This window comes from Acinetobacter pittii ATCC 19004 = CIP 70.29 (assembly GCF_000369045.1).
Lineage (GTDB): Bacteria > Pseudomonadota > Gammaproteobacteria > Pseudomonadales > Moraxellaceae > Acinetobacter > Acinetobacter pittii.
On sequence record NZ_KB849786.1, the window covers coordinates 529,966 to 551,476 of the forward strand.

Annotated in this window: 17 protein-coding genes; 10 read left to right on the forward strand and 7 right to left on the reverse strand. The window is 38.7% G+C overall.

Features of this window, described 5'->3' with window-relative positions; translation table 11 throughout:
* The first annotated feature begins 1 nt into the window (after position 1).
* On the forward strand, positions 2 to 1,534 hold the full coding sequence (gene ddc / locus F928_RS06710; RefSeq protein ID WP_002118849.1) for a pyridoxal phosphate-dependent decarboxylase family protein: 1,533 nt from the start codon (positions 2 to 4) through the stop codon (positions 1,532 to 1,534).
* A 287-nt stretch (positions 1,535 to 1,821) separates the two neighbouring features.
* On the forward strand, positions 1,822 to 3,252 hold the full coding sequence (locus F928_RS06715) for an aldehyde dehydrogenase family protein (RefSeq protein ID WP_002118947.1): 1,431 nt from the start codon (positions 1,822 to 1,824) through the stop codon (positions 3,250 to 3,252).
* Positions 3,253 to 3,321: 69 nt separating this feature from the next.
* Here F928_RS06715 and F928_RS06720 read toward each other — a convergent pair whose 3' ends face one another.
* Positions 3,322 to 3,807 carry an Lrp/AsnC family transcriptional regulator gene (locus tag F928_RS06720; RefSeq protein ID WP_004643588.1) on the reverse strand — a complete coding sequence of 162 codons (486 nt, stop codon included), beginning with the start codon at positions 3,805 to 3,807 and terminating at the stop codon, positions 3,322 to 3,324.
* 134 nt (positions 3,808 to 3,941) lie between these two features.
* Here F928_RS06720 and F928_RS06725 point away from each other — a divergent pair, with 134 nt between their 5' ends.
* The 8 genes from F928_RS06725 to blp2 all read left to right on the forward strand — a co-directional run bounded on the left by F928_RS06725 (position 3,942) and on the right by blp2 (position 16,036).
* The gene (locus F928_RS06725; RefSeq protein ID WP_005073262.1) at positions 3,942 to 5,663 is read left to right on the forward strand and encodes an alpha-keto acid decarboxylase family protein; all 1,722 of its coding nucleotides are present in this window, start codon (positions 3,942 to 3,944) and stop codon (positions 5,661 to 5,663) included.
* Positions 5,664 to 5,803: 140 nt separating this feature from the next.
* On the forward strand, positions 5,804 to 7,183 hold the full coding sequence (locus tag F928_RS06730; RefSeq protein ID WP_005073263.1) for an amino acid permease: 1,380 nt from the start codon (positions 5,804 to 5,806) through the stop codon (positions 7,181 to 7,183).
* Between the two features lie 477 nt (positions 7,184 to 7,660).
* Entirely contained in the window at positions 7,661 to 8,692 is a 1,032-nt protein-coding gene (gene sphX / locus F928_RS06735) for a substrate-binding domain-containing protein (RefSeq protein ID WP_005073265.1), read from the forward strand.
* A gap of 99 nt (positions 8,693 to 8,791) precedes the next feature.
* Complete coding sequence (gene pstC, locus F928_RS06740) at positions 8,792 to 10,171, forward strand: phosphate ABC transporter permease subunit PstC (RefSeq protein ID WP_002119004.1); 1,380 nt, start codon at positions 8,792 to 8,794, stop codon at positions 10,169 to 10,171.
* On the forward strand, positions 10,168 to 11,565 hold the full coding sequence (gene pstA, locus F928_RS06745; RefSeq protein WP_005073268.1) for a phosphate ABC transporter permease PstA: 1,398 nt from the start codon (positions 10,168 to 10,170) through the stop codon (positions 11,563 to 11,565). Before pstC ends, pstA begins: the two co-directional genes overlap by 4 nt.
* A 13-nt stretch (positions 11,566 to 11,578) precedes the next feature.
* Complete coding sequence (gene pstB, locus F928_RS06750) at positions 11,579 to 12,481, forward strand: phosphate ABC transporter ATP-binding protein PstB (protein WP_005067963.1); 903 nt, start codon at positions 11,579 to 11,581, stop codon at positions 12,479 to 12,481.
* A 148-nt stretch (positions 12,482 to 12,629) separates the two neighbouring features.
* Positions 12,630 to 13,592, forward strand: coding sequence for a protease SohB (sohB, locus tag F928_RS06755; protein ID WP_002118820.1), 963 nt, complete (start codon positions 12,630 to 12,632; stop codon positions 13,590 to 13,592).
* 254 nt (positions 13,593 to 13,846) lie between these two features.
* A complete protein-coding gene (blp2, locus tag F928_RS06760) occupies positions 13,847 to 16,036 on the forward strand; it encodes an Ig-like repeat protein Blp2 (RefSeq protein WP_005073272.1) in 2,190 nt (729 codons plus the stop codon).
* A 38-nt stretch (positions 16,037 to 16,074) separates the two neighbouring features.
* Here blp2 and yjdF read toward each other — a convergent pair whose 3' ends face one another.
* The 6 genes from yjdF to F928_RS06790 all read right to left on the reverse strand — a co-directional run bounded on the left by yjdF (position 16,075) and on the right by F928_RS06790 (position 21,466).
* Entirely contained in the window at positions 16,075 to 16,713 is a 639-nt protein-coding gene (yjdF, locus tag F928_RS06765) for a DUF2238 domain-containing protein (RefSeq protein ID WP_005073275.1), read from the reverse strand.
* Positions 16,714 to 16,792: 79 nt separating this feature from the next.
* Positions 16,793 to 18,181, reverse strand: a complete 1,389-nt coding sequence (gene purB / locus F928_RS06770) for an adenylosuccinate lyase (protein ID WP_005073277.1) — start codon at positions 18,179 to 18,181, stop codon at positions 16,793 to 16,795.
* Positions 18,182 to 18,236: 55 nt separating this feature from the next.
* Complete coding sequence (gene hflD, locus F928_RS06775; protein ID WP_005073279.1) at positions 18,237 to 18,968, reverse strand: high frequency lysogenization protein HflD; 732 nt, start codon at positions 18,966 to 18,968, stop codon at positions 18,237 to 18,239.
* Positions 18,969 to 18,981: 13 nt separating this feature from the next.
* Positions 18,982 to 20,115 (reverse strand): tRNA 2-thiouridine(34) synthase MnmA, encoded by a 1,134-nt coding sequence (mnmA, locus tag F928_RS06780; protein ID WP_005073282.1) that lies wholly within the window; start codon positions 20,113 to 20,115, stop codon positions 18,982 to 18,984.
* A 4-nt stretch (positions 20,116 to 20,119) separates the two neighbouring features.
* On the reverse strand, positions 20,120 to 20,608 hold the full coding sequence (gene nudJ / locus F928_RS06785; RefSeq protein WP_005073284.1) for an NUDIX hydrolase: 489 nt from the start codon (positions 20,606 to 20,608) through the stop codon (positions 20,120 to 20,122).
* 99 nt (positions 20,609 to 20,707) lie between these two features.
* Complete coding sequence (locus F928_RS06790; RefSeq protein WP_005073287.1) at positions 20,708 to 21,466, reverse strand: DUF4262 domain-containing protein; 759 nt, start codon at positions 21,464 to 21,466, stop codon at positions 20,708 to 20,710.
* Between the last annotated feature and the right edge of the window lie 45 nt (positions 21,467 to 21,511).

Genomic DNA, 21,511 nt, shown 5'->3' on the forward strand with positions numbered 1-21,511 from the left:
TATGGTGGATTTTGCAGAACATCGTAAAGCGTTACTCTGCAATGATGCACAATCCATTGCTGACTATGAGTCAGCAATGGGCGAAGCGGTAAAAGCCGTTTCAGCATGGTTGCAAAATGAAAAGATGTACACTGGTGGTAGCATTAAAGAATTGCGTTCAGCAATTTCTTTCCAACCTTCAAAAGAAGGTATGGGTGTACAAGAATCTCTTCAACGTATGATTGAGCTTTTCTTGAATAAAAGCTTGAAAGTACATCATCCACATTCATTAGCACATTTACACTGCCCAACCATGGTGATGAGCCAGATTGCGGAAGTGTTAATCAATGCAACTAACCAATCTATGGACTCATGGGATCAAAGCCCGGCAGGTTCATTAATGGAAGTTCAGCTCATTGATTGGTTGCGTCAAAAAGTAGGTTATGGTTCTGGTCAGGCTGGTGTTTTCACTTCTGGCGGTACTCAATCTAACTTGATGGGTGTATTGCTTGCTCGTGACTGGTGCATCTCGAAAAACTGGAAAGACGAAAATGGTAACCCATGGTCTGTACAGCGTGATGGTATTCCTGCCGATGCAATGAAAAATGTCAAAGTCATTTGTTCTGAAAATGCGCATTTCTCTGTGCAAAAGAACATGGCAATGATGGGCATGGGTTTCCAGTCAGTTGTGACTGTTCCTGTGAATGAAAATGCACAGATGGATGTAGATGCTCTCGAAAAAACGATGGCGCATCTTCAGTCTGAAGGTAAAGTTGTTGCTTGTGTCGTTGCGACAGCAGGTACAACCGATGCTGGTGCAATTGACCCATTGAAGAAAATCCGTGAAATTACCAATAAATATGGTTCATGGATGCATATCGATGCGGCATGGGGCGGTGCATTAATTCTGTCAAATGACTATCGTGCAATGCTTGATGGTATTGAGTTGTCTGACTCGATTACCCTCGACTTCCATAAGCATTATTTCCAAAGCATTAGCTGTGGCGCGTTCTTGTTGAAAGATGAAGCGAACTATCGTTTCATGCACTACGAAGCTGAATACTTGAATTCTGCTTATGACGAAGAGCACGGTGTACCAAACCTTGTGTCTAAATCATTACAAACGACTCGTCGTTTTGATGCATTGAAATTGTGGATGACAATCGAATCACTAGGTGAAGACCTTTATGGTTCAATGATTGACCATGGTGTAAAACTTACTCGTGAAGTTGCAGATTACATTAAGGCAACTGATGGTTTAGAACTTTTAGTTGAGCCTCAGTTTGCTTCGGTATTATTCCGTGTTGTGCCACAAGGCTACCCAGTTGAGTTTATCGATAGCTTGAACCAAAACGTAGCGGACGAATTGTTTGCACGTGGTGAGGCAAATATCGGTGTAACAAAAGTTGGTAATGTACAGTCATTGAAAATGACAACATTAAGCCCTGTTGTGACATTTGAAAACGTTAAAAACCTTTTAGGTCAAGTATTGGCTGAAGCTGACCGCATTAAAGATGCAATTGCTTCTGGTAACTATGTACCACCAATCGACTAATTGAGTTGATAACAAAAAAAAGCTCGGTTTATTGCCGGGCTTTTTTATTGCAGATTATTTTTATTTGAATTGTGTATGAAGAAAAGAATACATGCACAAATCATGCATATTTTCAAAAAACAAAAATAATTATGCATGATTTATGGGGAGCAAATTTCTTATTGTATTGGTATGTCCCCAATATTTTTGGTCACATTGATATATCAATATCATACTTACTTTGAATAATCCCGCTTTAACTGAAAAAAGTAAGTGGCTGTAATTACAATTAAGACAAGGAAGAAGAAATGCAACAAGCGAATATGCTCAATGAATTTAAACTCATTATTGGCGGTCAACTTTGTTCAGGTGAGCAAGGCGAGCTAGAAATTCTTAACCCCGCTACAGGTTTAACTGCTGCACGTTGTGCAAAAGCTTCGGTTGCGCAGGTAAATCAGGCAGTGAGTGCTGCTAAACAAGCATCTAAAGCTTGGCAACAAGTTTCACACGAAGAGCGTAAGTCAATCTTGAGCAAGATTGCAGATGGCATTGAAAAGCACGCTGAAATGCTCGCAGAGTTGGTTGTGCTTGAACAGGGTAAGCCACTCGCACTTGCTCAAATGGAAGTGCAGGGCGCAATTGGCTGGACGCGTTACGCAGCTACTATGGATTTACCAGTAGAAGTAATTGAAGACAGTGAAACCAAGCGTATTGAGCGCCATCGCCAACCATTAGGTGTAGTGGCTTCAATTACTCCTTGGAACTGGCCATTGATGATTGCGGTTTGGCATATCATGCCTGCATTGCGTGCAGGTAACGTTGTCATTAGTAAACCTTCTGAATACACCCCACTATCGACTTTACGTTTATGTGAAATCATTCAGCAAGAAGTTCCTGCTGGCGTAATTTCAATTGTAGTTGGTGCTGGTGAGATTGGTGAAGCATTATCTTCTCACCCTGATGTACAAAAAGTCGTGTTTACGGGATCAACTCGAACAGGTCAGCACATTATGGCTGGGGCAGCTCAGCACCTAAAACACTTAACTTTAGAGTTGGGTGGTAATGATGCTGGTATTGTATTGCCTGATGCAAATATCGATGAAATTGCAGCCAAGATTTTTAATATGGCGTTCTTAAACGCTGGTCAAACATGTGCAGCCTTAAAGCGTCTATATGTGCATGAAAGCCAATATGAAGCTTTATCTCAAAAGTTAGCTGATATTGCCAACGCTCAAGTTGTGGGTGATGGTATGGCGTCTTCTACAACATTTGGTCCAGTACAAAATCAAATGCAATATAACAAAGTGAAAGCACTTATTGCTGAAGCGATTGAACAGGGGGCAAAAGCACTTTCTGGGCAAAAGCAGTTACCAGAGCAGGGCTACTTTATTGCACCAACTATTTTGACTGAAATTTCTGATTCTTGCCGCGTGGTGCAAGAAGAACAGTTTGGCCCTGTGTTACCTGTTTTAAAATATACCGATATCAACGATGCTATTGCTCGTGCCAATGATAGTGAGTTTGGTTTAGGTGGCTCAATTTGGTCTTCTGATATTAAAGCAGCACAGACTTACGCTAGTCAGCTTCAATGCGGTACTGTTTGGATTAATACCCATGCAGAAGTCCTGCCTCATGCGCCTTTTGGTGGCTGGAAAATGTCTGGTCTAGGTGCTGAATTTGGTCTGGAAGGCTTGCTTGAAAATACGATTGGGCAAACAGTTCATATTAGTAAAGTCTAAATATTAATTCTAAGGCGGATGATAAATCCGCCTTTTTATTTTAAATTATCTTATTAAATACTAACCTGTTTAAGTCGTGTGATGGTAACCGTGACCTTTAGGTTTGATTAAAAAATGATTCTGTTCTTTAATTTTTTTTAGAACAATGTAAGACTTTATGTGGCCAATAAAATTATAAGAAAGCAATCTTTCGGTTACAAATTGAGAAAGCTGTTCTAAGTTTTCAGCAACGACTTTTAAAATAAAATCCGCATCGCCACTAATTGAAAATGCATCTTGAATGTTATCTTCTGCTTCAATTAACTCTTGAAAAGCCTGCTGAGATTTTGCCTCATGTGTTCTTAAATTAATGTGAATCATCGCTGTAACTTCCAGTCCTAGCGCTTGTTGCTGGATGCGGGCCGTGTAACCTAAAATTATGCCTTTTTGCTCAAGTAGCTGTCTTCTTCTAGAACATTGAGAAGCAGATAAACCAATTAAATCTCCAACTTCCTGATTGGTGAGCCGTCCATTCTTTTGTAGTGCCTGAATGATTTGCCAGTCGAACTTATCCATTGCATAAAATCCTTTTATGATACACAAATCATGTATTTTTATTAAAATGCGTTTTCATTATGCACGAAATCTAAAAGATAGATGAAATATTATTTTTCTATGGAATAAAAATTGGTCTCAAAGGATATAGAGCAATGTTCATAGAAATCGGTGACTTTTTAAATCTTCGTTTAAAACAAATGGGTATCCAACATCTTTTTGGAGTACCTGGTGATTTTAACCTCTCATATCTAGAACAAGTTGAAGCAGACCCACAACTCGAATTTATTGGAAATTGTAATGAATTAAATGCTGCCTATGCAGCAGACGGTTATGCACGAATTAACGGTTTTTCTGCCTTGGCAACCACTTATGGTGTAGGTGACTTAAGTGCGATTAATGGTATTGCAGGTGCCTATGCAGAAAATGTACCTCTTATTCATATCTCAGGTATTCCGCCTTTACATGCGGTTCAAAAGGGCACACTAATACACCACACGCTTGTCGATGGTAACTACGACAATATTATGAACTGTATGAAAGAGTTCACAGTTGCCCAAACACGTTTAACTCCAGCAAATGCAGCTTTTGAAATTGACCGTGTATTACGTCAGTGTTTCCTTGAACGCCGTCCTGTACACATTCAACTACCTGGTGATATTACTCACGTTAAAATTGAAGTGTCTGAGCGTCCGCTCGACCTAAGTTATCCAGCTGTTGAACCTGAATTATTGCAGAGTGTGGTAAGCAAACTCTGTGACATTATTGAGAATGCTCAAAGTCCTGCACTTCTTATTGATAATGAAGCTTCAGTTTTTGGTGTAACGTCACTTTTAAATGATTTGTCTCAAAAATGCTCAATTCCATTTGCAGGCATGAATACTGCAAAAAATATTATGGATGAAGGTTCACCTCGTTACATTGGAACTTATGTGGGTGGGGCAAGCCAACCTCATGTAAAAAATATCATTGAACAATCTGACTGTTTAATTGGTGTTGGTGCACGTTTTACCGATGTAGGTTCAGCTGTATTTACTCATCAAATTGAGACCAAAAACTACATCGAAATTAAATCTTATGGCCTAAATATTTTTGGTCAGGATTTTCCAGGTATTGAAATTGGACAATTACTTGTCGAGCTAAATAAAAAAGTCGCGCCACGTAAATCAACAACACCGCTTCTTGAAAAACAACCTCAGAAAGTAATTGAAGCTCCAGCTCAACAAAAGTTAAGCCAAGATGTGCTTTGGAATTACATTTCAGGGTTCTTAAAAGAAGATGATGTGATTATTGGTGAGGTAGGAACATCAAACTCTGCTTTGTCAGGTATCAAACTTCCTGCTACAGCTAAATATATTGCCCAGCCGCTTTGGGGTTCTATTGGTTATACCTTGCCAGCTTTACTTGGTAGCTTGCTGGCAGCTCCTGAACGCCGTCAAATTTTATTTATTGGCGATGGTTCTTTCCAGCTTACGGTACAAGAGCTTTCTACAATTATCCGTCATGGTTTAAAACCAATCATTTTCTTGCTGAACAATGGCGGCTATACCATTGAGCGCTTAATTATGGGTGAAAACGCGGCCTATAACGACGTGCAAAACTGGAAATACACTGAAATTCCTGCGGTATTTAACGGTAAAAAAGGCCATACAACTTATGTGGTTGAAACCGCTGGACAGCTTAAGAGTGTTTTAGACAACGTTCAGCAAAATGATCAGTTAACTTTCATTGAATTAAAACTACCAGCAATGGATGCGCCAGTAAGTTTGAAAAAATTTGCTTCTGTGATTGCGCGTTTTGACTACGGTGATCGCGGCTACGAAATTTTAAAGGAGCGTTCCCAACCCGTTAAATGTAAGGATGCAATCTCTTTTTAAATAGAAGACAGGACAAGTCTTCTCAAAAATTAAATGGACTCATATTAAAGCTATTTATGTCCGAAGGTCGGTTTCTGGCCTTCGGATATGGTGCTGAATAAAGGTGTACAGGAAGTGACACCAACATTGGAGATAATGTTATGGATGCAAACAATAAGCACGAGTTAAAACAAGGCTTATCCAATCGGCATATTCAACTCATCGCACTCGGAGGGGCGATTGGTACAGGATTATTCTTAGGTCTTTCACAAACAATTAAATTGGCTGGTCCTTCAATTTTATTAGGATATGCAATTGCAGGAATTATTGCCTTTTTAATTATGCGCCATTTAGGTGAAATGGTTGTTGAAGAGCCGGTCAGTGGTTCTTTTAGTTATTTTGCGAACAAATATTGGGGCAAAATGGCGGGTTTTATGTCTGGCTGGAACTATTGGGTATTATATGTACTCGTCAGTATGGCTGAATTGAGTGCGATTGGGACGTTTATACAGTTTTGGTGGCCTGAAATTCCGACATGGCTGACTGCTTTATTTTTCTTTATTTTAATTAACGGCATTAACTTGGTAAATGTCCGCTTTTTTGGGGAATCCGAGTTCTTATTTTCCTGCATTAAAATTGTTGCTATTTTAAGCATGATTGGTTTCGGTGCTTATCTTTTACTTTCAGGCTCAGCAGGTCCGCAAGCGGGTGTTGCAAATTTATGGCAACACGGTGGTTTTTTCCCGCACGGGATTCACGGTTTTGTCATGGCTTTGGCTGTCATTATGTTTGCATTTGGTGGCTTGGAATTAATTGGTATTGCTGCAGCTGAAACGAAGAAACCTGAAACGACTATTCCTAAAGCAGTAAATCAGATTGTGTACCGTATTTTAATTTTTTATATCGGTGCAATCGGTATTCTTTTATGTCTTTATCCATGGAACATGGTGGCAGAAGGCGGCAGTCCATTTGTTATGATTTTCCAGTCACTCAATAGTAACGGTGTTGCGAACGTTCTGAACTTTGTGGTCTTAATTGCTGCTATTTCAGTTTATAACAGCTGTATCTATTGTAATAGTCGTATGTTACATGGTTTGGCAGAGCAGGGTAATGCTCCTGCAATTTTGAAAAAAGTAAACAGTCGCGGTATTCCAGTTCCAGCAGCAGTTGTTTCTGCATCTATCACAGCAATATGTGTGGTCGTGAATTATCTGATTCCTGGTCAAGCTTTTCAGCTCTTTATGATGCTTGTGGTGGCTGCACTTGTCATTAACTGGCTCATGATTTCAGTGACGCATTTGAAATTTACTAAAGCAATGAAATTGCAAAGACGCCAAACTAAGTTCCAAAGCATTATGAGTCCTTGGAGTAATTATTTAACCATTAGCTTTGTATGCTTTATTCTTATTATTATGGCGATGACTCCAGATATGAGATTGGCAGTTATTTTAGGGCCAATCTGGCTTGTTGTTTTAGCTGTGATGTACTTCTTAAAATATCGTAAAAAAATGGTTGTTCTGCCAGAAGTACAATCGAATTGATCCTTTAAATTGACAATGATATTGCGGTTATCAGCCTTAAGGTCGGTAACCCTTTATCTTTTGTCATATTATTTTCATGTTACAAAGAAATTATTTTTTTCTAGAAATTTTTAATAATAATTTTAATGACAGAAAATATTGAAATAATAAAATTAATAAATCACTAAATTACCGTTTTTTAATATATTTATAATACCTTTTGTTTTTATATTTTATAAAAAATAAAAATTTAATATTTTTAGTTAATGTCATAATATAGATTGATAGAGAGGGTAAAATAATCTCTATATTTAAAATAACTAATTGATAGTACATAAAAAATATTAATGTGACAGTTAACAATATCGAAATCATTAAAGCGTCATCATACTGTAACTTAATTGTCATATTTTCTATTCACAATGCAGCTATCGAAGAGCGTACAAGCACTCAACAAAAAGTGACGTACAACCTATTGCATTAATGAGAGAGAACAGAATGCGCTTAAATCCACGTCAAATCGCAATTGCGTTAGCAGTAACTGGGGCAGCTGTAACAACGACTGCAAATGCAGCTCGTGATACGATTCAAATTGCTGGTTCTTCAACTGTATTACCGTTTGCCAGCGTTGTAGCTGAAGAGTTTGGTAATACTTTCCCTCAATTTAAAACTCCTGTAGTTGGTTCTGGCGGTTCTTCTGCTGGTTTGAAACAATTCTGTCAAGGTGTTGGCGATAACACGATCGACGTTGCTAACTCTTCTCGTAAAATTAAAAGCACTGAAATCGAAGCTTGTAACAAAGCTGGTGTAAAACAAATTCAAGAAATCAAAATCGGTTACGACGGTATTGTATTCGCGTCTAACTCAAACAAAGCAGCTTATAAATTAAAACCTTACCACGTGTTTGCTGCTTTAGCTGCACAGTTACCTTCAAAAGGTAAATTGGTTCCAAACCCATATACAAACTGGAATCAAATTGATAAAACACTTCCAAATGAACCTATTACTCTTGTAATCCCTGCATCTAACCACGGTACTCGTGAAGTTTTCCAAGAGAAAATGGTTGAAGCTGGTTGTGAAGCATATGAATACTTCAAGAGCTTAGATAAAGATGCTCAGAAGAAAGCATGTTCTACTTTCCGTAAAGATGGCCGTGTAATTGAAATCGCTGGCGACTATACAGAAACATTAGCGCGCTTAAAAACTTCTCCAAGTGCTGTAGGCGTGTTTGGTTTAAGTTTCTATGACATGAACCGTGACAAGTTACGTGTAGCAACAGTAAACAACGTTGTTCCATCTGAGAAGACAGTATTGAATGGTACATACCCTGTATCTCGCCCATTGTACTTCTACGTGAAAGGCGAACACTTAAAATCAGTTAAAGGCTTACCGCAATATGTAGAATATTTCGTAAGCAAGAAAGCAACTGGTAAAGGTTCTAAAGCTGAGCGTGATGGTTTAATCGCGATGTCTGATGCTGAACGTGCAAAAGTTTTGGCTGACTTTAAAGCAGGTAAAACTGTTAAATAAGTTAGTTTGAATGAAGGCTGGTGATCTTAAGAGTTCATCAGCCTTTTTGTCTAACTTGTTTTTCCAAATTATGACAATTGAGAAAACAGTGGAGAGTACATGAATCTGCTACTTATCGGTGTGTTGTTAGCCCTCGTGGCAATTGCATATCAACTTGGGCTGAGAAAGAGCCGTAACATAGCAGGTAAGGGAAGCAACTCGGCGACGTTACATTCTCGTCCTGGTTATTATGGCGCACTGGTTGGTCTTTGGTGCGGTATCCCTGCTTTTTTAATTTTGATCATTTGGAACTTGGTTGAACCAAGTATTTTAAATCATATTATTTTTAATAATATTCCGGCGTCTGTAAGTGCTTCTCTTGATGAAGCGGGTAGAAGTGTATTGGTTGATCGTGTTCAATCAATTGCTTCAGGTTTTGGGGTGAGCGATAAACCGGCAGCCTACGAATTAGCTGCTGCTCAACAGTTTGCAAAATTTCAAACCATTGGCTCTTTTGCCAAATTTGCTGTTGTAATTTGTGCTGCTTTATTGGGGTTGGTTTGGGCAAAGAAAAAAATCAGCCAACAATATCGTGCTCGTAACCAAGTTGAACGTGCCATTAATGTTGGTTTGATTTTATGTTCTGGTGTTGCGATTTTAACAACCATCGGTATCGTTATGTCGATGTTTGGCGAAGCAATGCACTTCTTCCGTTTTGTCAGTCCAATGGACTTTTTCTTTGGTACAGAATGGAATCCGGGCTTTAGTACTTCTGGTAATGCTGAAGGCAGTTATGGTTTATTACCATTGCTATGGGGTACGCTCATGGTCAGTGGTATCGCTCTACTCGTTGCTGTACCAGTTGGATTAATGATCGCAATTTATTTAGCTGAATATGCTTCACCATGGTTCCGCTCATGGGCAAAACCAACAATTGAAGTCTTAGCTGGTATTCCAACAATTGTTTATGGTGTATTTGCCATGATGATTATTGGACCATTCTTTAAAGCAGCGGGTGCATATGTTGGTTTAGAGATTAATGCGACGAGTGCTTTAACTGCTGGCTTTGTAATGGGAATTATGATTATCCCGTTTGTGTCATCTTTGTCAGATGACATTATTACTCAAGTCCCGCGTGCACTACGTGACGGTTCTTTAGGACTTGGTGCGACTAAGTCTGAAACAATTCGTCAAGTCGTATTACCGGCAGCTTTACCGGGGATTACAGGCGCTTTCTTATTGGCAGTCTCTCGCGCTGTTGGGGAAACCATGATTGTGGTTTTAGCAGCAGGGAACAGTCCACTTTTACACGCAAATCCATTTGAAGCTGTTTCGACAGTGACAGTAACTATTGTAAAACAGTTGACTGGAGATACAGACTTCTCAAGTCCACAAGCATTGGTTGCATTCGCGCTAGGTTTAACACTATTTGTTATTACCTTGGGATTAAATATTGTAGCACTGTACATTGTGCGTAAATACCGTGAGCAATACGAATGAGTACATCAAATACATCGTCTCCTATGGATCAGAACGTATTTGATCCGAAAACTGCTGCCGAAACACGTGAACGACGTAAACAGGTTATTGAAAAATCTTTGGCTAAACGTCATCGTAAAGAAAAAGCTTTCCGTTTTGCGGGTTTCTCGGCAGTCATTATTGGTCTTGCATTCGTTGCTCTCTTGTTCGGTAGTATCTTGGCAAAAGGTTTACCTGCTTTTTGGCAAACCAGTATGAATGTTCCAATTTACTTTGACCCTAAAGTGATTGATGCAGGACCAGTACCTGTACGCACTCAAGGTGAAACACCTGCACATTACCAAGAACGTTATGTTGATTGGCAAACTAAAATGGGTATGGTCGATTGGGATGGCATCATTGTAAATGGAATGATTGCTAAAGATCCTGCACTTGCATCACAACGTGACTACTTGAGCAGCTTATATGCAAGCTCGGAAGCTTATCGTCTACGTGATATGGTTTTTGCAGATCCATCACTTATTGGTAAAAAAGAAAATATTACCTTCTTAGGTGATGCGAATGTCGATGTTTGGTTAAAAGGTAATATTGATCGTTCATTACCAGATGATCAGCAACAACTCGATCCAGAAGTGCGTAAGCTCGCAGATGAATTAAAGGCGAAAGGTGTTCTTGAAAGTACATTTAACTTGAACTTATTTAAGAACCCTGACTCACGTAGTTCTCCAGCAATTAGTGGTCTTGCAGGTGCATTCATGGGTTCATTATTCATGATGCTCATCGTGATCATCATTGCGATCCCAATTGGTGTTGCCAGCGCAATCTATCTCGAAGAGTTTGCTCCAAAAAATGTTCTTACCGATATTATTGAAGTTAACATCAATAACCTTGCTGCTGTTCCTTCAATTGTATTTGGTCTACTTGGTGCTGCGATTTTCATTGGCTGGATGCATTTGCCTTTATCAGCTCCGTTGGTGGGTGGTTTGGTTTTAAGCTTAATGACACTGCCAACAGTGATTATTACCACGCGTGCTTCATTAAAAGCAGTGCCACCTTCTATTCGACAAGCGGCACTTGGTTTGGGAGCTTCTAAGTTCCAAACGATTTTCCATCACGTTTTACCGTTGGCATTACCAGGCATTATGACAGGTGCAATTATTGGTGTTGCACATGCGCTTGGTGAAACCGCACCTTTACTTTTAATTGGAATGAGTGCATTCGTTGCAAGTATTCCAGCAACTCCATTTGATCAAGCAACTGCTTTACCTGTACAGGTTTATTTATGGCAGGGTAATGAGTTGCGTAACTTCTTCGAAGGCCGTACTGCTGCTGCGATTATCGTACTACTTGCATTAATGATTGGTTTAAACAGTCTTGCAATTTGGTTACGTAAAAAGTTCGAAGTGCGTTGGTAATAGAGGATAAATCATGAATACTATTGATATTACGAATTCCTTAGAAAAGGATAAGTTAGTGAATACTGAACAATCTCAATTTACAGATAAATCGCTGAATCATGGCACTTCGTATGTTTCGCATTTTGAACCACATACTTCAAAAAAGCAGAACTCAAACGAAATCAAAATTAGTGCACAAGATGCCCATGTTTATTATGGTGATTTTGAAGCTATCAAGGGTATTGACCTAGATATTTACCAAAATGAAGTGATTGCATTTATTGGTCCTTCAGGTTGTGGTAAATCAACCTTTCTTCGTACGTTAAACCGTATGAACGATACGATTGATGGTTGCCGCGTAACAGGTAAAATTACCCTCGATAACCACAATATTTATGATCCAAATCTAGACGTTGTATTATTGCGTGCTCAGGTTGGTATGGTGTTCCAAAAGCCAAACCCATTCCCTAAATCTATTTTTGACAACGTGGCTTATGGGCCTAAACTTCACGGTTTAGCGCGTGATAAATATGACCTTGAAGAAATTGTTGAAAATAGTTTACGCAAAGCTGGTTTGTGGGATGAGGTTAAAGACCGTTTGAACCAGCCAGGTACAGGTTTATCAGGTGGTCAGCAACAACGTTTATGTATTGCACGTACCATTGCTGTTAGTCCTGAAGTGATTTTAATGGATGAGCCGTGTTCGGCACTCGATCCAATTGCAACAGCAAAAGTAGAAGAACTTATTTCTGAATTGTCTAATCAATACACAATTGTGATTGTGACTCACTCAATGCAACAAGCGGCACGTGTTTCTGATCGTACTGCTTATTTCCATTTAGGTGATTTAATTGAAGTCAACTCAACTGAAAAAGTCTTTACTCAACCTGACCATCAGTTAACGGAAGCGTATATTACTGGTCGCTTCGGTTGATTAGTAAACAATAAAAGAAAAAGAGCCACGTGCTCTTTTTTTTATTTTATAAATGAAAATGACTCTATTTTGCAAAATCGCTATTGAATTTTAATCAAAAGGACCACATCTTAAGGCTATAAAGATAAACTTATGAGCTTAGAATTTTATGTTATTCCATTTGCCTAAACTCCCTGCGGAAATACGTGTCAGCCATTTAAATGCACGTGTGAATGAACAGAGAAAAAAAATTGCGCAAACTACAGCAAGCCGTTTAGAACTTTTACAATTAGCTCAACAACTTGCTAAAGAGGCTAAAATTCGCCGTAAAAATAATCAGAAGATTTTTGTTTTAGATTTCAAAGGTGATATTCAAGCTTCGGCAGTTGAAAACTTGCGTGAAGAAATTACCCTGATTTTAGCAACTGCTAAAGCAGGGCGTGACCGGATTGTAGTTCGTCTTGAAAGCCCAGGTGGTATGGTGCATGGTTATGGTCTAGCAGCAGCTCAGTTGGTGCGTTTACGCGATGCAGGTTTTCATTTAACAATTTGTGTTGATAAAGTCGCTGCAAGTGGTGGCTATATGATGGCATGTATTGCAAATGAAATTATTGCAGCACCGTTTGCTATTGTGGGTTCAATTGGTGTGGTTGCTCAAGTTCCAAACTTTAATCGTCTTTTAAAAGAACACAATGTGGATTTTGAGCTTTACACAGCAGGGCAGTATAAGCGTACGGTAACCATGTTTGGTGAAAATACGCCTGAAGGTAAAGCCAAGTTCGAAGAAGAGCTGCAACAAACTCATGTTTTATTTAAGCACTTTGTAGAAAAATATCGCCCACAGCTTAATGTCGATAAAGTGGCGACAGGTGAACATTGGTATGGTGAAGATGCGCTAGATCTTAACCTTGTTGATAAATTACAAACATCTGATGAGTATTTATTAGCTTTATTGCCGCAACATGATGTGTATGTCATTAATACACGTAAGAAAGCGACTTTAGGTGAAAAGCTGGGTTTACAAGCAGCGCAAATGGCCGATAGTTTGATTCCTACTGTAATGAGCAAAGTCATGGAAAGTCTAGCAAAAGCGAACACGACGCTTGTACAGGTACGTGATCCAAAACTATAAGTTTATCTAATTCAAATGTTATAAAAGACCAGCTTAAATGCTGGTTTTTTCTATAAAGTTAATATTCAAAATTGTCTTATTAAATACGCTTAGATTTTTAATGGAAAGTAAAAAATAAATATTGATAAATATAATTTTTGAATTGTGATAAACACATGGTTTTGATATTTTAAACAGCAATAAAATAGCTTTTAAATGAAATATTTAAAAAGTTAGACATTTAAAAATATAACTGAAATTTAGGACAGGAAATAATGACAAGAATAATTGTAGCATCCAAAGAGGGTTTGGACGTTCTGCAAGATGGTCAGCTCAATAAGGTCGTGTTAAGTAAACCTTCTATTATTCAAATTGGCGTAAGTCAAAAAGATATAGCATCGGTGGAAAAACAAGGTGGAAATCTAGTCGTCCATTTAAAAAATGGAGAGACTATTGTCTTAGAAAATTTCTTTAATGAAGTAACGAATACAACAGAACATTCACTTGTTCTTCCGACTGAACATGGAAAATTTGTTGAAGCACAATTTGACGCTCAGGGTAAGGTGATCGACTATACAGGTTTAAACCATGTCACAGATTTAGCCTATACCAGCACGAACCAACCAGCTTCGACAATGGCGGTTGATGATTCCCCAACTTTTTCGATGGGTAACGTGCTAAAAGCTGGTTTGGCGGTTTTAGCTGCTGAAGGTTTATATCTTTGGGCTTTTGATAATGATGACAAAGATGATTCTTCAGGACCTGTAGATATCTTAGCTCCTGCTGCACCGACTGCTACTGTTGCGGATGATACCGTTACGGTTACTGGTAAAGCAGAAGCAAATGCAAAAATTTATATTAAAGATGCTGCTGGTAATACGGTCGCAACGGGAGTTGCAGATGCAAGTGGAAATTTTACAATTAAACTCGATAAGCCTTTAGCAAATGGGAATAAATTAAATGTTTTAGCTGAGGATGCTGCTGGTAATATTTCTAAACCAGGTGTTGTGACTGGTAGTAAAGACACAATTGCTCCAGATGCCCCACGCGCCCAGTTAAGTGAAGATGGTTCAATCTTAGATGGTAGAACTGAAGCAAATGCAAAAATCACTGTTTATGATGCTAGTGGTAATGTACTAGGCACTGTAACTGCAAATAAAGATGGTATTTTTTCTTTAAAGCTTACTCCTCCATTGACAAGTGACGCAGGTGGGAAAGTTGTCGCTGAAGATGCTGTAGGCAATAAATCTGAACCAACTAAAATTATTGCCGGAAAGGATACTTTCGCTCCAGATGTTCCTTTAGTTGAAGTCAATAAAGAAGGTACCACAGTCGAAGGACAAACTGAGCCTAATGCAAAAGTTCAGATAAAAGATGCTGATGGTAAAGTGATTGGAACTGGTACCGCAAACGCACAAGGTGAGTTTCAAATCACGCTTTCGCCTGCATTAAAAGAGTCCCAAAAGGCAACAGTTGTTGTTGAAGATGCAGCAGGTAATACCTCTAAACCCTTAGAAATTAAATCTGGCTATGACACTCTGGCGCCAGATAAACCTTCAGCTCAAATTAATGCAGATGGAACAACGGTAACAGGAACTGCTGAAGCAAATGCAAAAATACAAATAACAATAGGTACTAAGGTTATTGGTAGTGGAGTAGCTGATGCGGATGGAAAATTTACAATTACGATTTCACCCGCTTTAACTGTTAAAGATAAAGCCTCTGTATCTGCTATAGATGCCTCTGGAAATAGTTCTGTAGCTCTAGAAATCAATGGTACAAAGGATACACCTCCTGATAAACCGAGTTTTAAGGTATATGATGATAATGGAACCTCTATAAAACAAATTCTTGCTAACTCTGAGACAGATGATGCAACCCCGAAATTCACTGTCAAAGCTGAATCACATGCAAGTTTGACTATTTACGATAACGGAGTAGCAATTTCAATTATTAAAATAGGTCAGGTAAATGCTAATGGTGAGTGGTCATTTACACTTGATAAAACTTTAGCCATTGGTAAACATACGATTACTTTAATGCAAACAGATGCTGAAGGGTTTACTAGCGAAATAAGTTTACCTTTTACGTTTGACGTGGTCGCTCCAAAGGTTGCGAATTTAAGTGAGGTAGCTGTTGATACTGCTCATACAGAAACTGTATCTGTTGCTGATAGTGTTGGGTTAAACACATTAAAGTTAGTACAAAGCACAACAAATGAAACGGATAGCCAGCAGCAGAAATCTGTGCCATTAGATGATTTGTTAAAAAGCTCTACATCTAGTGAACCAGACCCAATTGAAACTCTTTTATCTTCAGCGGCATTAAAGCCTACTCAGGTAAATGATCAGAGTGATATAACTACGAACGCTAGCAATACCACTGCCAATCTTGAGTATGTTTTACCTGATACGACCTCTTCGGTTTTACAAAGCCTTTTAGAACAAACCTATCCTGTTGTCTAAAGTGATCTTAAAAAAGCGCTCATTGAGCGCTTTTTTATTTATGAGTTATTTATTTTGGATGGAAGCATCAGTGCAAGAAGTCCATAGAAAATTGCCCCAATAGTCGCTAACAGCATATCTTTATGGGCATCCCACATATCGCCTTGTTGCCCATTATAGTTTTCGGCTTCTTCGGGAGATAATCCAATAGCAATTGCCCATTCAATAAGTTCATATAAAACACTTGATGCCATTACAAATTGAACTACTAATAAAAAAAGACTGAATGGCTTTACTGATGGTAACCACACTTGAAACACGCGATAAGTAAGAGGGTAGAGAAAAATACCATAGGCAAGATGAACCAAACGATCATACATATTACGGGACCAACCCATGTATTGATCTAAATTAAAATTGAATACCTGTTGTATCCAATCATTGTATGGAACGTATGAATAAAGGTAATGTGCGCCAACAATATGTATGAGCAAAAACAGCAGATAGAAAGTAAAACTTAAAAAATCGAGTCCAATCTTCTTAAAAATAACAAAGAGCAAAATCAACATAAACACTGTGCCCGCTTGATGAAGTAAATAGGCTTCAAATTCAAGAGGCTGAATAGCTGAAATGACAATCGCAATCAAAAGCAAGCCAAGAGCAATATAGTGTTTAAGTTTGAATTGTTTTTCGATCATTTTATGAAGTCTTTATTGTGATTTATATGAGTGTAATAAAAAAGCGAAGCCTAAGCTCCGCTTTTTGTAAACTTTTTAATTAGATTTTGCTAATTAAATCGTTAATTTGTTTCGCTTGTTCAGCTGCATTACCTGTGTAAGTTGCAGGCGTAAGTTCAGCTAAGCGCGCACGTTCTTCGCTTGGTACTTGAGAAAGCTCTTCACCATTTACGAAATTAACCATCATGTCACGCGTCATTGCTTGACCACGAGTTAATGCTTTTAATTTTTCGTATGGTTTTTCAATGTTGTAGCGACGCATTACAGTTTGAATTGGTTCAGCTAAAACTTCTTGAGCTTGGTCTAAATCTTCATTTAATCGGTTTGCATTTAACTCAAGTTTACCAACACCTTTTAAGCACGCATCGAAAGCAATTAAGCTTTGTGCAAAACCAACACCCATATTACGTAATACAGTTGAGTCAGTTAAATCACGCTGCCAGCGTGAAATTGGTAATTTTTCACCTAAGTGAGCCAATACTGCATTTGCAATACCTAAGTTACCTTCAGAGTTTTCAAAGTCAATTGGGTTAACTTTGTGTGGCATTGTTGATGAACCAACTTCGCCTTCTTTCAATTTTTGTTTGAAATAACCTAAAGAGATGTAACCCCATACGTCACGGTTAAAGTCGATTAAAATCGTATTGAAACGACGTAACGCATCAAACAACTCTGCCATGTAATCATGTGGTTCGATTTGAGTTGTATAAGGGTTGAATGCTAAACCTAAAGATTCAACAAAAGCTTGTGCGTGAGCAGCCCAATCAACATCTGGATAAGCAGAAAGGTGAGCATTGTAGTTACCTACAGCACCATTGATTTTGCCAAGTAACTCAACGTTTTCAAATTGTTTGATTTGACGAGCTAAACGGTATGCCACGTTCGCCATTTCTTTACCCAAAGTTGTTGGGCTAGCAGTTTGACCGTGTGTACGAGACAACATTGGTTGTTCTGCGTGAGTCGTTGCCAAAGCAGAGATTGCATTAAGGATTTGCTTCATGCTTGATACTAAAACTTCACGACCGTTTTTAAGCATAAGCGCGTGAGACAAATTGTTGATGTCTTCAGAAGTACATGCAAAGTGAATGAATTCACCCGCATTTTGTAATTCAGCGATACCAGCAATTTTCTCTTTTAAGAAATACTCAACTGCTTTAACGTCATGGTTAGTCGTACGTTCAATCTCTTTAATACGATTTGCATCTTCTTCAGAGAAGTTGCTAACAATTGCATCTAAAGCTGCATTTGTTTCGTTTGAAAAAGGTGCAACTTCAACAATTTCCGGATGGTTAGAAAGTGCTTGTAACCAACGCACTTCTACAGTGACACGAGCATGGATTAAACCAAACTCAGAAAGAAAAGGGCGTAGCGCATCACATTTGCTGGCATAACGCCCATCTAATGGTGATAGTGCGGTTAAAGCGTTCATAACGATTCCTTAATGTTGGAATAAACATAAAACTAAAAAAATCTCGTTTATAGTCTTAAACGACTTGGTACTGTAAACGAGCAAGTGCTTGAATATCCTGTAGCAATTTACGTTTGCTAAAAATCATGTTCCACGAACTACCGCCGAGTTGTCGCCATAAATGGGCCATTTGCAAGCCAGTAAACAGACAAGCACGGATGCGGTTAGTATGGTTGGTATCTTTAAATGCTTCTGCATTACCACGAACTAAAATGCGTGGATTAATCTGACCAGCCGTATCAACATAAGTTTGCGCCAAATTAGCTAAAATGCTCGGGTGTAAGTAGTTATTATCAAAAAAAGACAGCTGTTTTAAAATTTTCTGCTGAGCTTTTTCAATGATTGCGACATATTCAGGGTTGCTATAAACCTTTTTTTCTAGCTGCAAGAGCGACATCGCGTAGGACATTGGCAATTTGGCCGTTCCCATTTTTGGAAGGCGAGACTTAGGCATGTTCGAAAAAGGTTGAATAATACAATTTTCGAGTGTTTTAAGCCCTAAAGAGATATCTGCTAATTGATTAAAAAAATCTAAGGTTTGAACACCATTGTTGGCTGTAGGGCGAATATTTAAACTTGCTTTGATTAATAGTTCAAAATAGAAGTTACCACTTTCACCAATACTTTGCTGACCCGTCATGGCTGTCATGTGGGTGAGCTGAGTGGCCTGAAATACCCCAGCCAAGGCAAGGGCACGGTTTTGGCGAACATTCAAGGCTTGTGATTGTTGAAATGGTAACTCCACCATGCCATTCATTCCCTTAAATAAAATTTGGTGTAGGGGCATTTGTATGGTGAATGACACCCCCGCCTAAGCAAACTTCATCTGAATAAAATACAACGCTTTGACCAGGTGTAACAGCACGCTGAGGTTCATCGAACTCAACGCGAACACCGTGTTCAGTGTTTTCATCAATAAAAATCGTACATGCCTGATCAGGTTGGCGATAACGCGTTTTAGCTGTACAGCGTAATCCTTCAACTGGAATATTCTGTTCACCAGCTACCCAGTCAATTGACTCACTCCATAGTTGAGTACTTTGCATGAGTGGGTGTTCATGTCCCTGACCAACAACGAGGCGATTATTGGCCAGATCTTTATGTAGTACGAACCATGCACCTTCAGCTGCACCCTTCAAACCACCTAGACCAATTCCACCACGTTGACCGAGCGTATAGTACATCAGACCGTGATGTTCACCAACTTCTTTACCTGTATCAAGTACAATTTTCCCAGGCTGAGCGGGTAAATATTGTTTAAGGAAGTCATTAAAACGACGTTCTCCAATAAAACAGATTCCTGTTGAGTCCTTTTTCTTGGCTGTAGCAAGATCAAGTTCTTCAGCAATTCGGCGAACTTCAGGTTTTTCGATTTCGCCTACAGGGAATAAAGTTTTATTAATTTCTCTACCATGAACAGCGTGCAAGAAATAGGTTTGGTCTTTATTGTTATCTACACCACGTAATAATGGTGCATATGCTTCGCCTTTAGAGTTATATGCAGTTTCACCACGACGTGCATAATGACCAGTCGCGATAAAGTCTGCACCTAAAGTCATAGCATGATCTAAAAATGCACGGAACTTAATTTCTTTATTACATAAAATATCTGGGTTTGGTGTGCGACCAGCTGCATATTCAGCTAGGAAAAGTTCAAACACTCGATCCCAATATTCCATCGCAAAGTTTGCTGTATGCAGCTTAATACCGATTTTATCAGCTACTGCTTGGGCATCGGCTAAGTCTTCCATTGCCGTACAGTATTCCGTGCCGTCGTCTTCCTCCCAGTTCTTCATGAAAAGACCTTCAACTTGATAACCCTGTTGAAGTAAAAGTGCTGCAGAAACAGAAGAGTCTACACCACCAGACATACCGACGATGACACGTTGTTGCATAGGACTAGGCATCCAAATGAGAAGTTAATGAGGGAGAGAAGGGGTGCTCATAAATAAGCGATAAAGGATAATGGTGGCCTTTCATAGCATCTTCAACTGCTTTTAGCACAAGAGGACTGCGAGCACGGGCAGATTCTTTGAGTTCATCCGGTGTCATCCACACAGCAGCGATAATACCTGTGTCGAGTTGAGGATCAATTTCAACCTGAGTTACATGCGCTAGAAAACAGAAACGGTAATAGGTGCGATCGGGAAACATTGGTGGGGTATAAGTATAAATACCAAGCAAAGCATCAATTTCAATATGATGGCCTGTTTCTTCAAGTGTTTCTCGAATGGCAGCTTCTGTTAATGACTCACCACATTCCACATGACCAGCAGGTTGGTTAAATACTGTGTGTACAAAACCTTCGCTATGTTCTTCTACAAACAGATAGCGTCCGTCTTTTTCTACGACTGTAGCAACAGTGACATGAGGAGTCCATGCGGCCATAAAAAAGCACCATGATTTAAAAGACGTATAATACGAAATTTAGGGGTTTTTGGCTACGATAAGATTTTTATAGATTACAGTATTATTTTATAACTCTTTTTACTCATCAAGATTTGTTATTTGCCATGAATTATTAATGGAGACTCTCTCAGCAGTTTGGCCGTAGTCAAGATCAAAAACTTCATTTAAGCTCGAATCTCTTAATATCATTTGTTCTAAGGCGACAAGACGAATATCTTCAGGTTCCTGATTACCTGTCAAAAATTGCCAATCTCCATCATGATCATGTACAACTCTTAAAATAGGTTGATTGAACTCCAGACACTGTCGAGTGGTGAAAACCCCTAAATTTTTGGCCTCTCTAAATTTAAAATCAGCATTTCGATCTAGTAAAGGCTGATCATAAATAAACTCTTCTTGATATCCATCTTCCCAAGGAAATTTGTCATTGCGATCAGTCCAGACTAATTGTAAAGCTGAGAATTTATTATGTTGGTAATAATTTAACGCCCCACCAAAATAATCATCAATATTCCTGAAGTCTACAGGTAAAAACTGAGCACGACTTTCTTTAAAAAACTGATCATCATAATCTTGATAGGAGGTAATTTTTTCGCCATTTTTAATTAGGTTTGCTACATCATTAATAATGAGATGAGCTAGATCCGTAGGTAATCCAAAACAAATAATTTCAGGATGCTGATAACTCTCATATAAACCCACACTGTAACTGAAAGAAGGTAAATAGTTCGTTGCACTAATTCCCATAACTTGTAATCCATATTTTTCAATATTGATTTTGATTTGGTTTATTAGCTCATGTTCACTAGGGCAATTATGGGTATTATCTAAGCTCATTATTTATTTCTCAAAGGTTTCTTATTTTTGTAAGTGCCATATATG

Bases quoted from the DNA above. Each gene is read 5' to 3' on its own strand.
- hflD (WP_005073279.1), bottom strand. From the start codon at position 18,968: ATGGTGGAGTTACCATTTCAACAATCACAAGCCTTGAATGTTCGCCAA.
- F928_RS06790 (WP_005073287.1), bottom strand. From the start codon at position 21,466: ATGAGCTTAGATAATACCCATAATTGCCCTAGTGAACATGAGCTAATA.
- mnmA (WP_005073282.1), bottom strand. From the start codon at position 20,115: ATGCAACAACGTGTCATCGTCGGTATGTCTGGTGGTGTAGACTCTTCT.
- sphX (WP_005073265.1), top strand. From the start codon at position 7,661: ATGCGCTTAAATCCACGTCAAATCGCAATTGCGTTAGCAGTAACTGGG.
- pstB (WP_005067963.1), top strand. From the start codon at position 11,579: ATGAATACTATTGATATTACGAATTCCTTAGAAAAGGATAAGTTAGTG.
- yjdF (WP_005073275.1), bottom strand. From the start codon at position 16,713: ATGATCGAAAAACAATTCAAACTTAAACACTATATTGCTCTTGGCTTG.
- F928_RS06715 (WP_002118947.1), top strand. From the start codon at position 1,822: ATGCAACAAGCGAATATGCTCAATGAATTTAAACTCATTATTGGCGGT.
- F928_RS06720 (WP_004643588.1), bottom strand. From the start codon at position 3,807: ATGGATAAGTTCGACTGGCAAATCATTCAGGCACTACAAAAGAATGGA.
- purB (WP_005073277.1), bottom strand. From the start codon at position 18,181: ATGAACGCTTTAACCGCACTATCACCATTAGATGGGCGTTATGCCAGC.
- nudJ (WP_005073284.1), bottom strand. From the start codon at position 20,608: ATGGCCGCATGGACTCCTCATGTCACTGTTGCTACAGTCGTAGAAAAA.
- blp2 (WP_005073272.1), top strand. From the start codon at position 13,847: ATGACAAGAATAATTGTAGCATCCAAAGAGGGTTTGGACGTTCTGCAA.
- sohB (WP_002118820.1), top strand. From the start codon at position 12,630: ATGTTATTCCATTTGCCTAAACTCCCTGCGGAAATACGTGTCAGCCAT.
- F928_RS06725 (WP_005073262.1), top strand. From the start codon at position 3,942: ATGTTCATAGAAATCGGTGACTTTTTAAATCTTCGTTTAAAACAAATG.
- F928_RS06730 (WP_005073263.1), top strand. From the start codon at position 5,804: ATGGATGCAAACAATAAGCACGAGTTAAAACAAGGCTTATCCAATCGG.
- ddc (WP_002118849.1), top strand. From the start codon at position 2: ATGGTGGATTTTGCAGAACATCGTAAAGCGTTACTCTGCAATGATGCA.
- pstA (WP_005073268.1), top strand. From the start codon at position 10,168: ATGAGTACATCAAATACATCGTCTCCTATGGATCAGAACGTATTTGAT.
- pstC (WP_002119004.1), top strand. From the start codon at position 8,792: ATGAATCTGCTACTTATCGGTGTGTTGTTAGCCCTCGTGGCAATTGCA.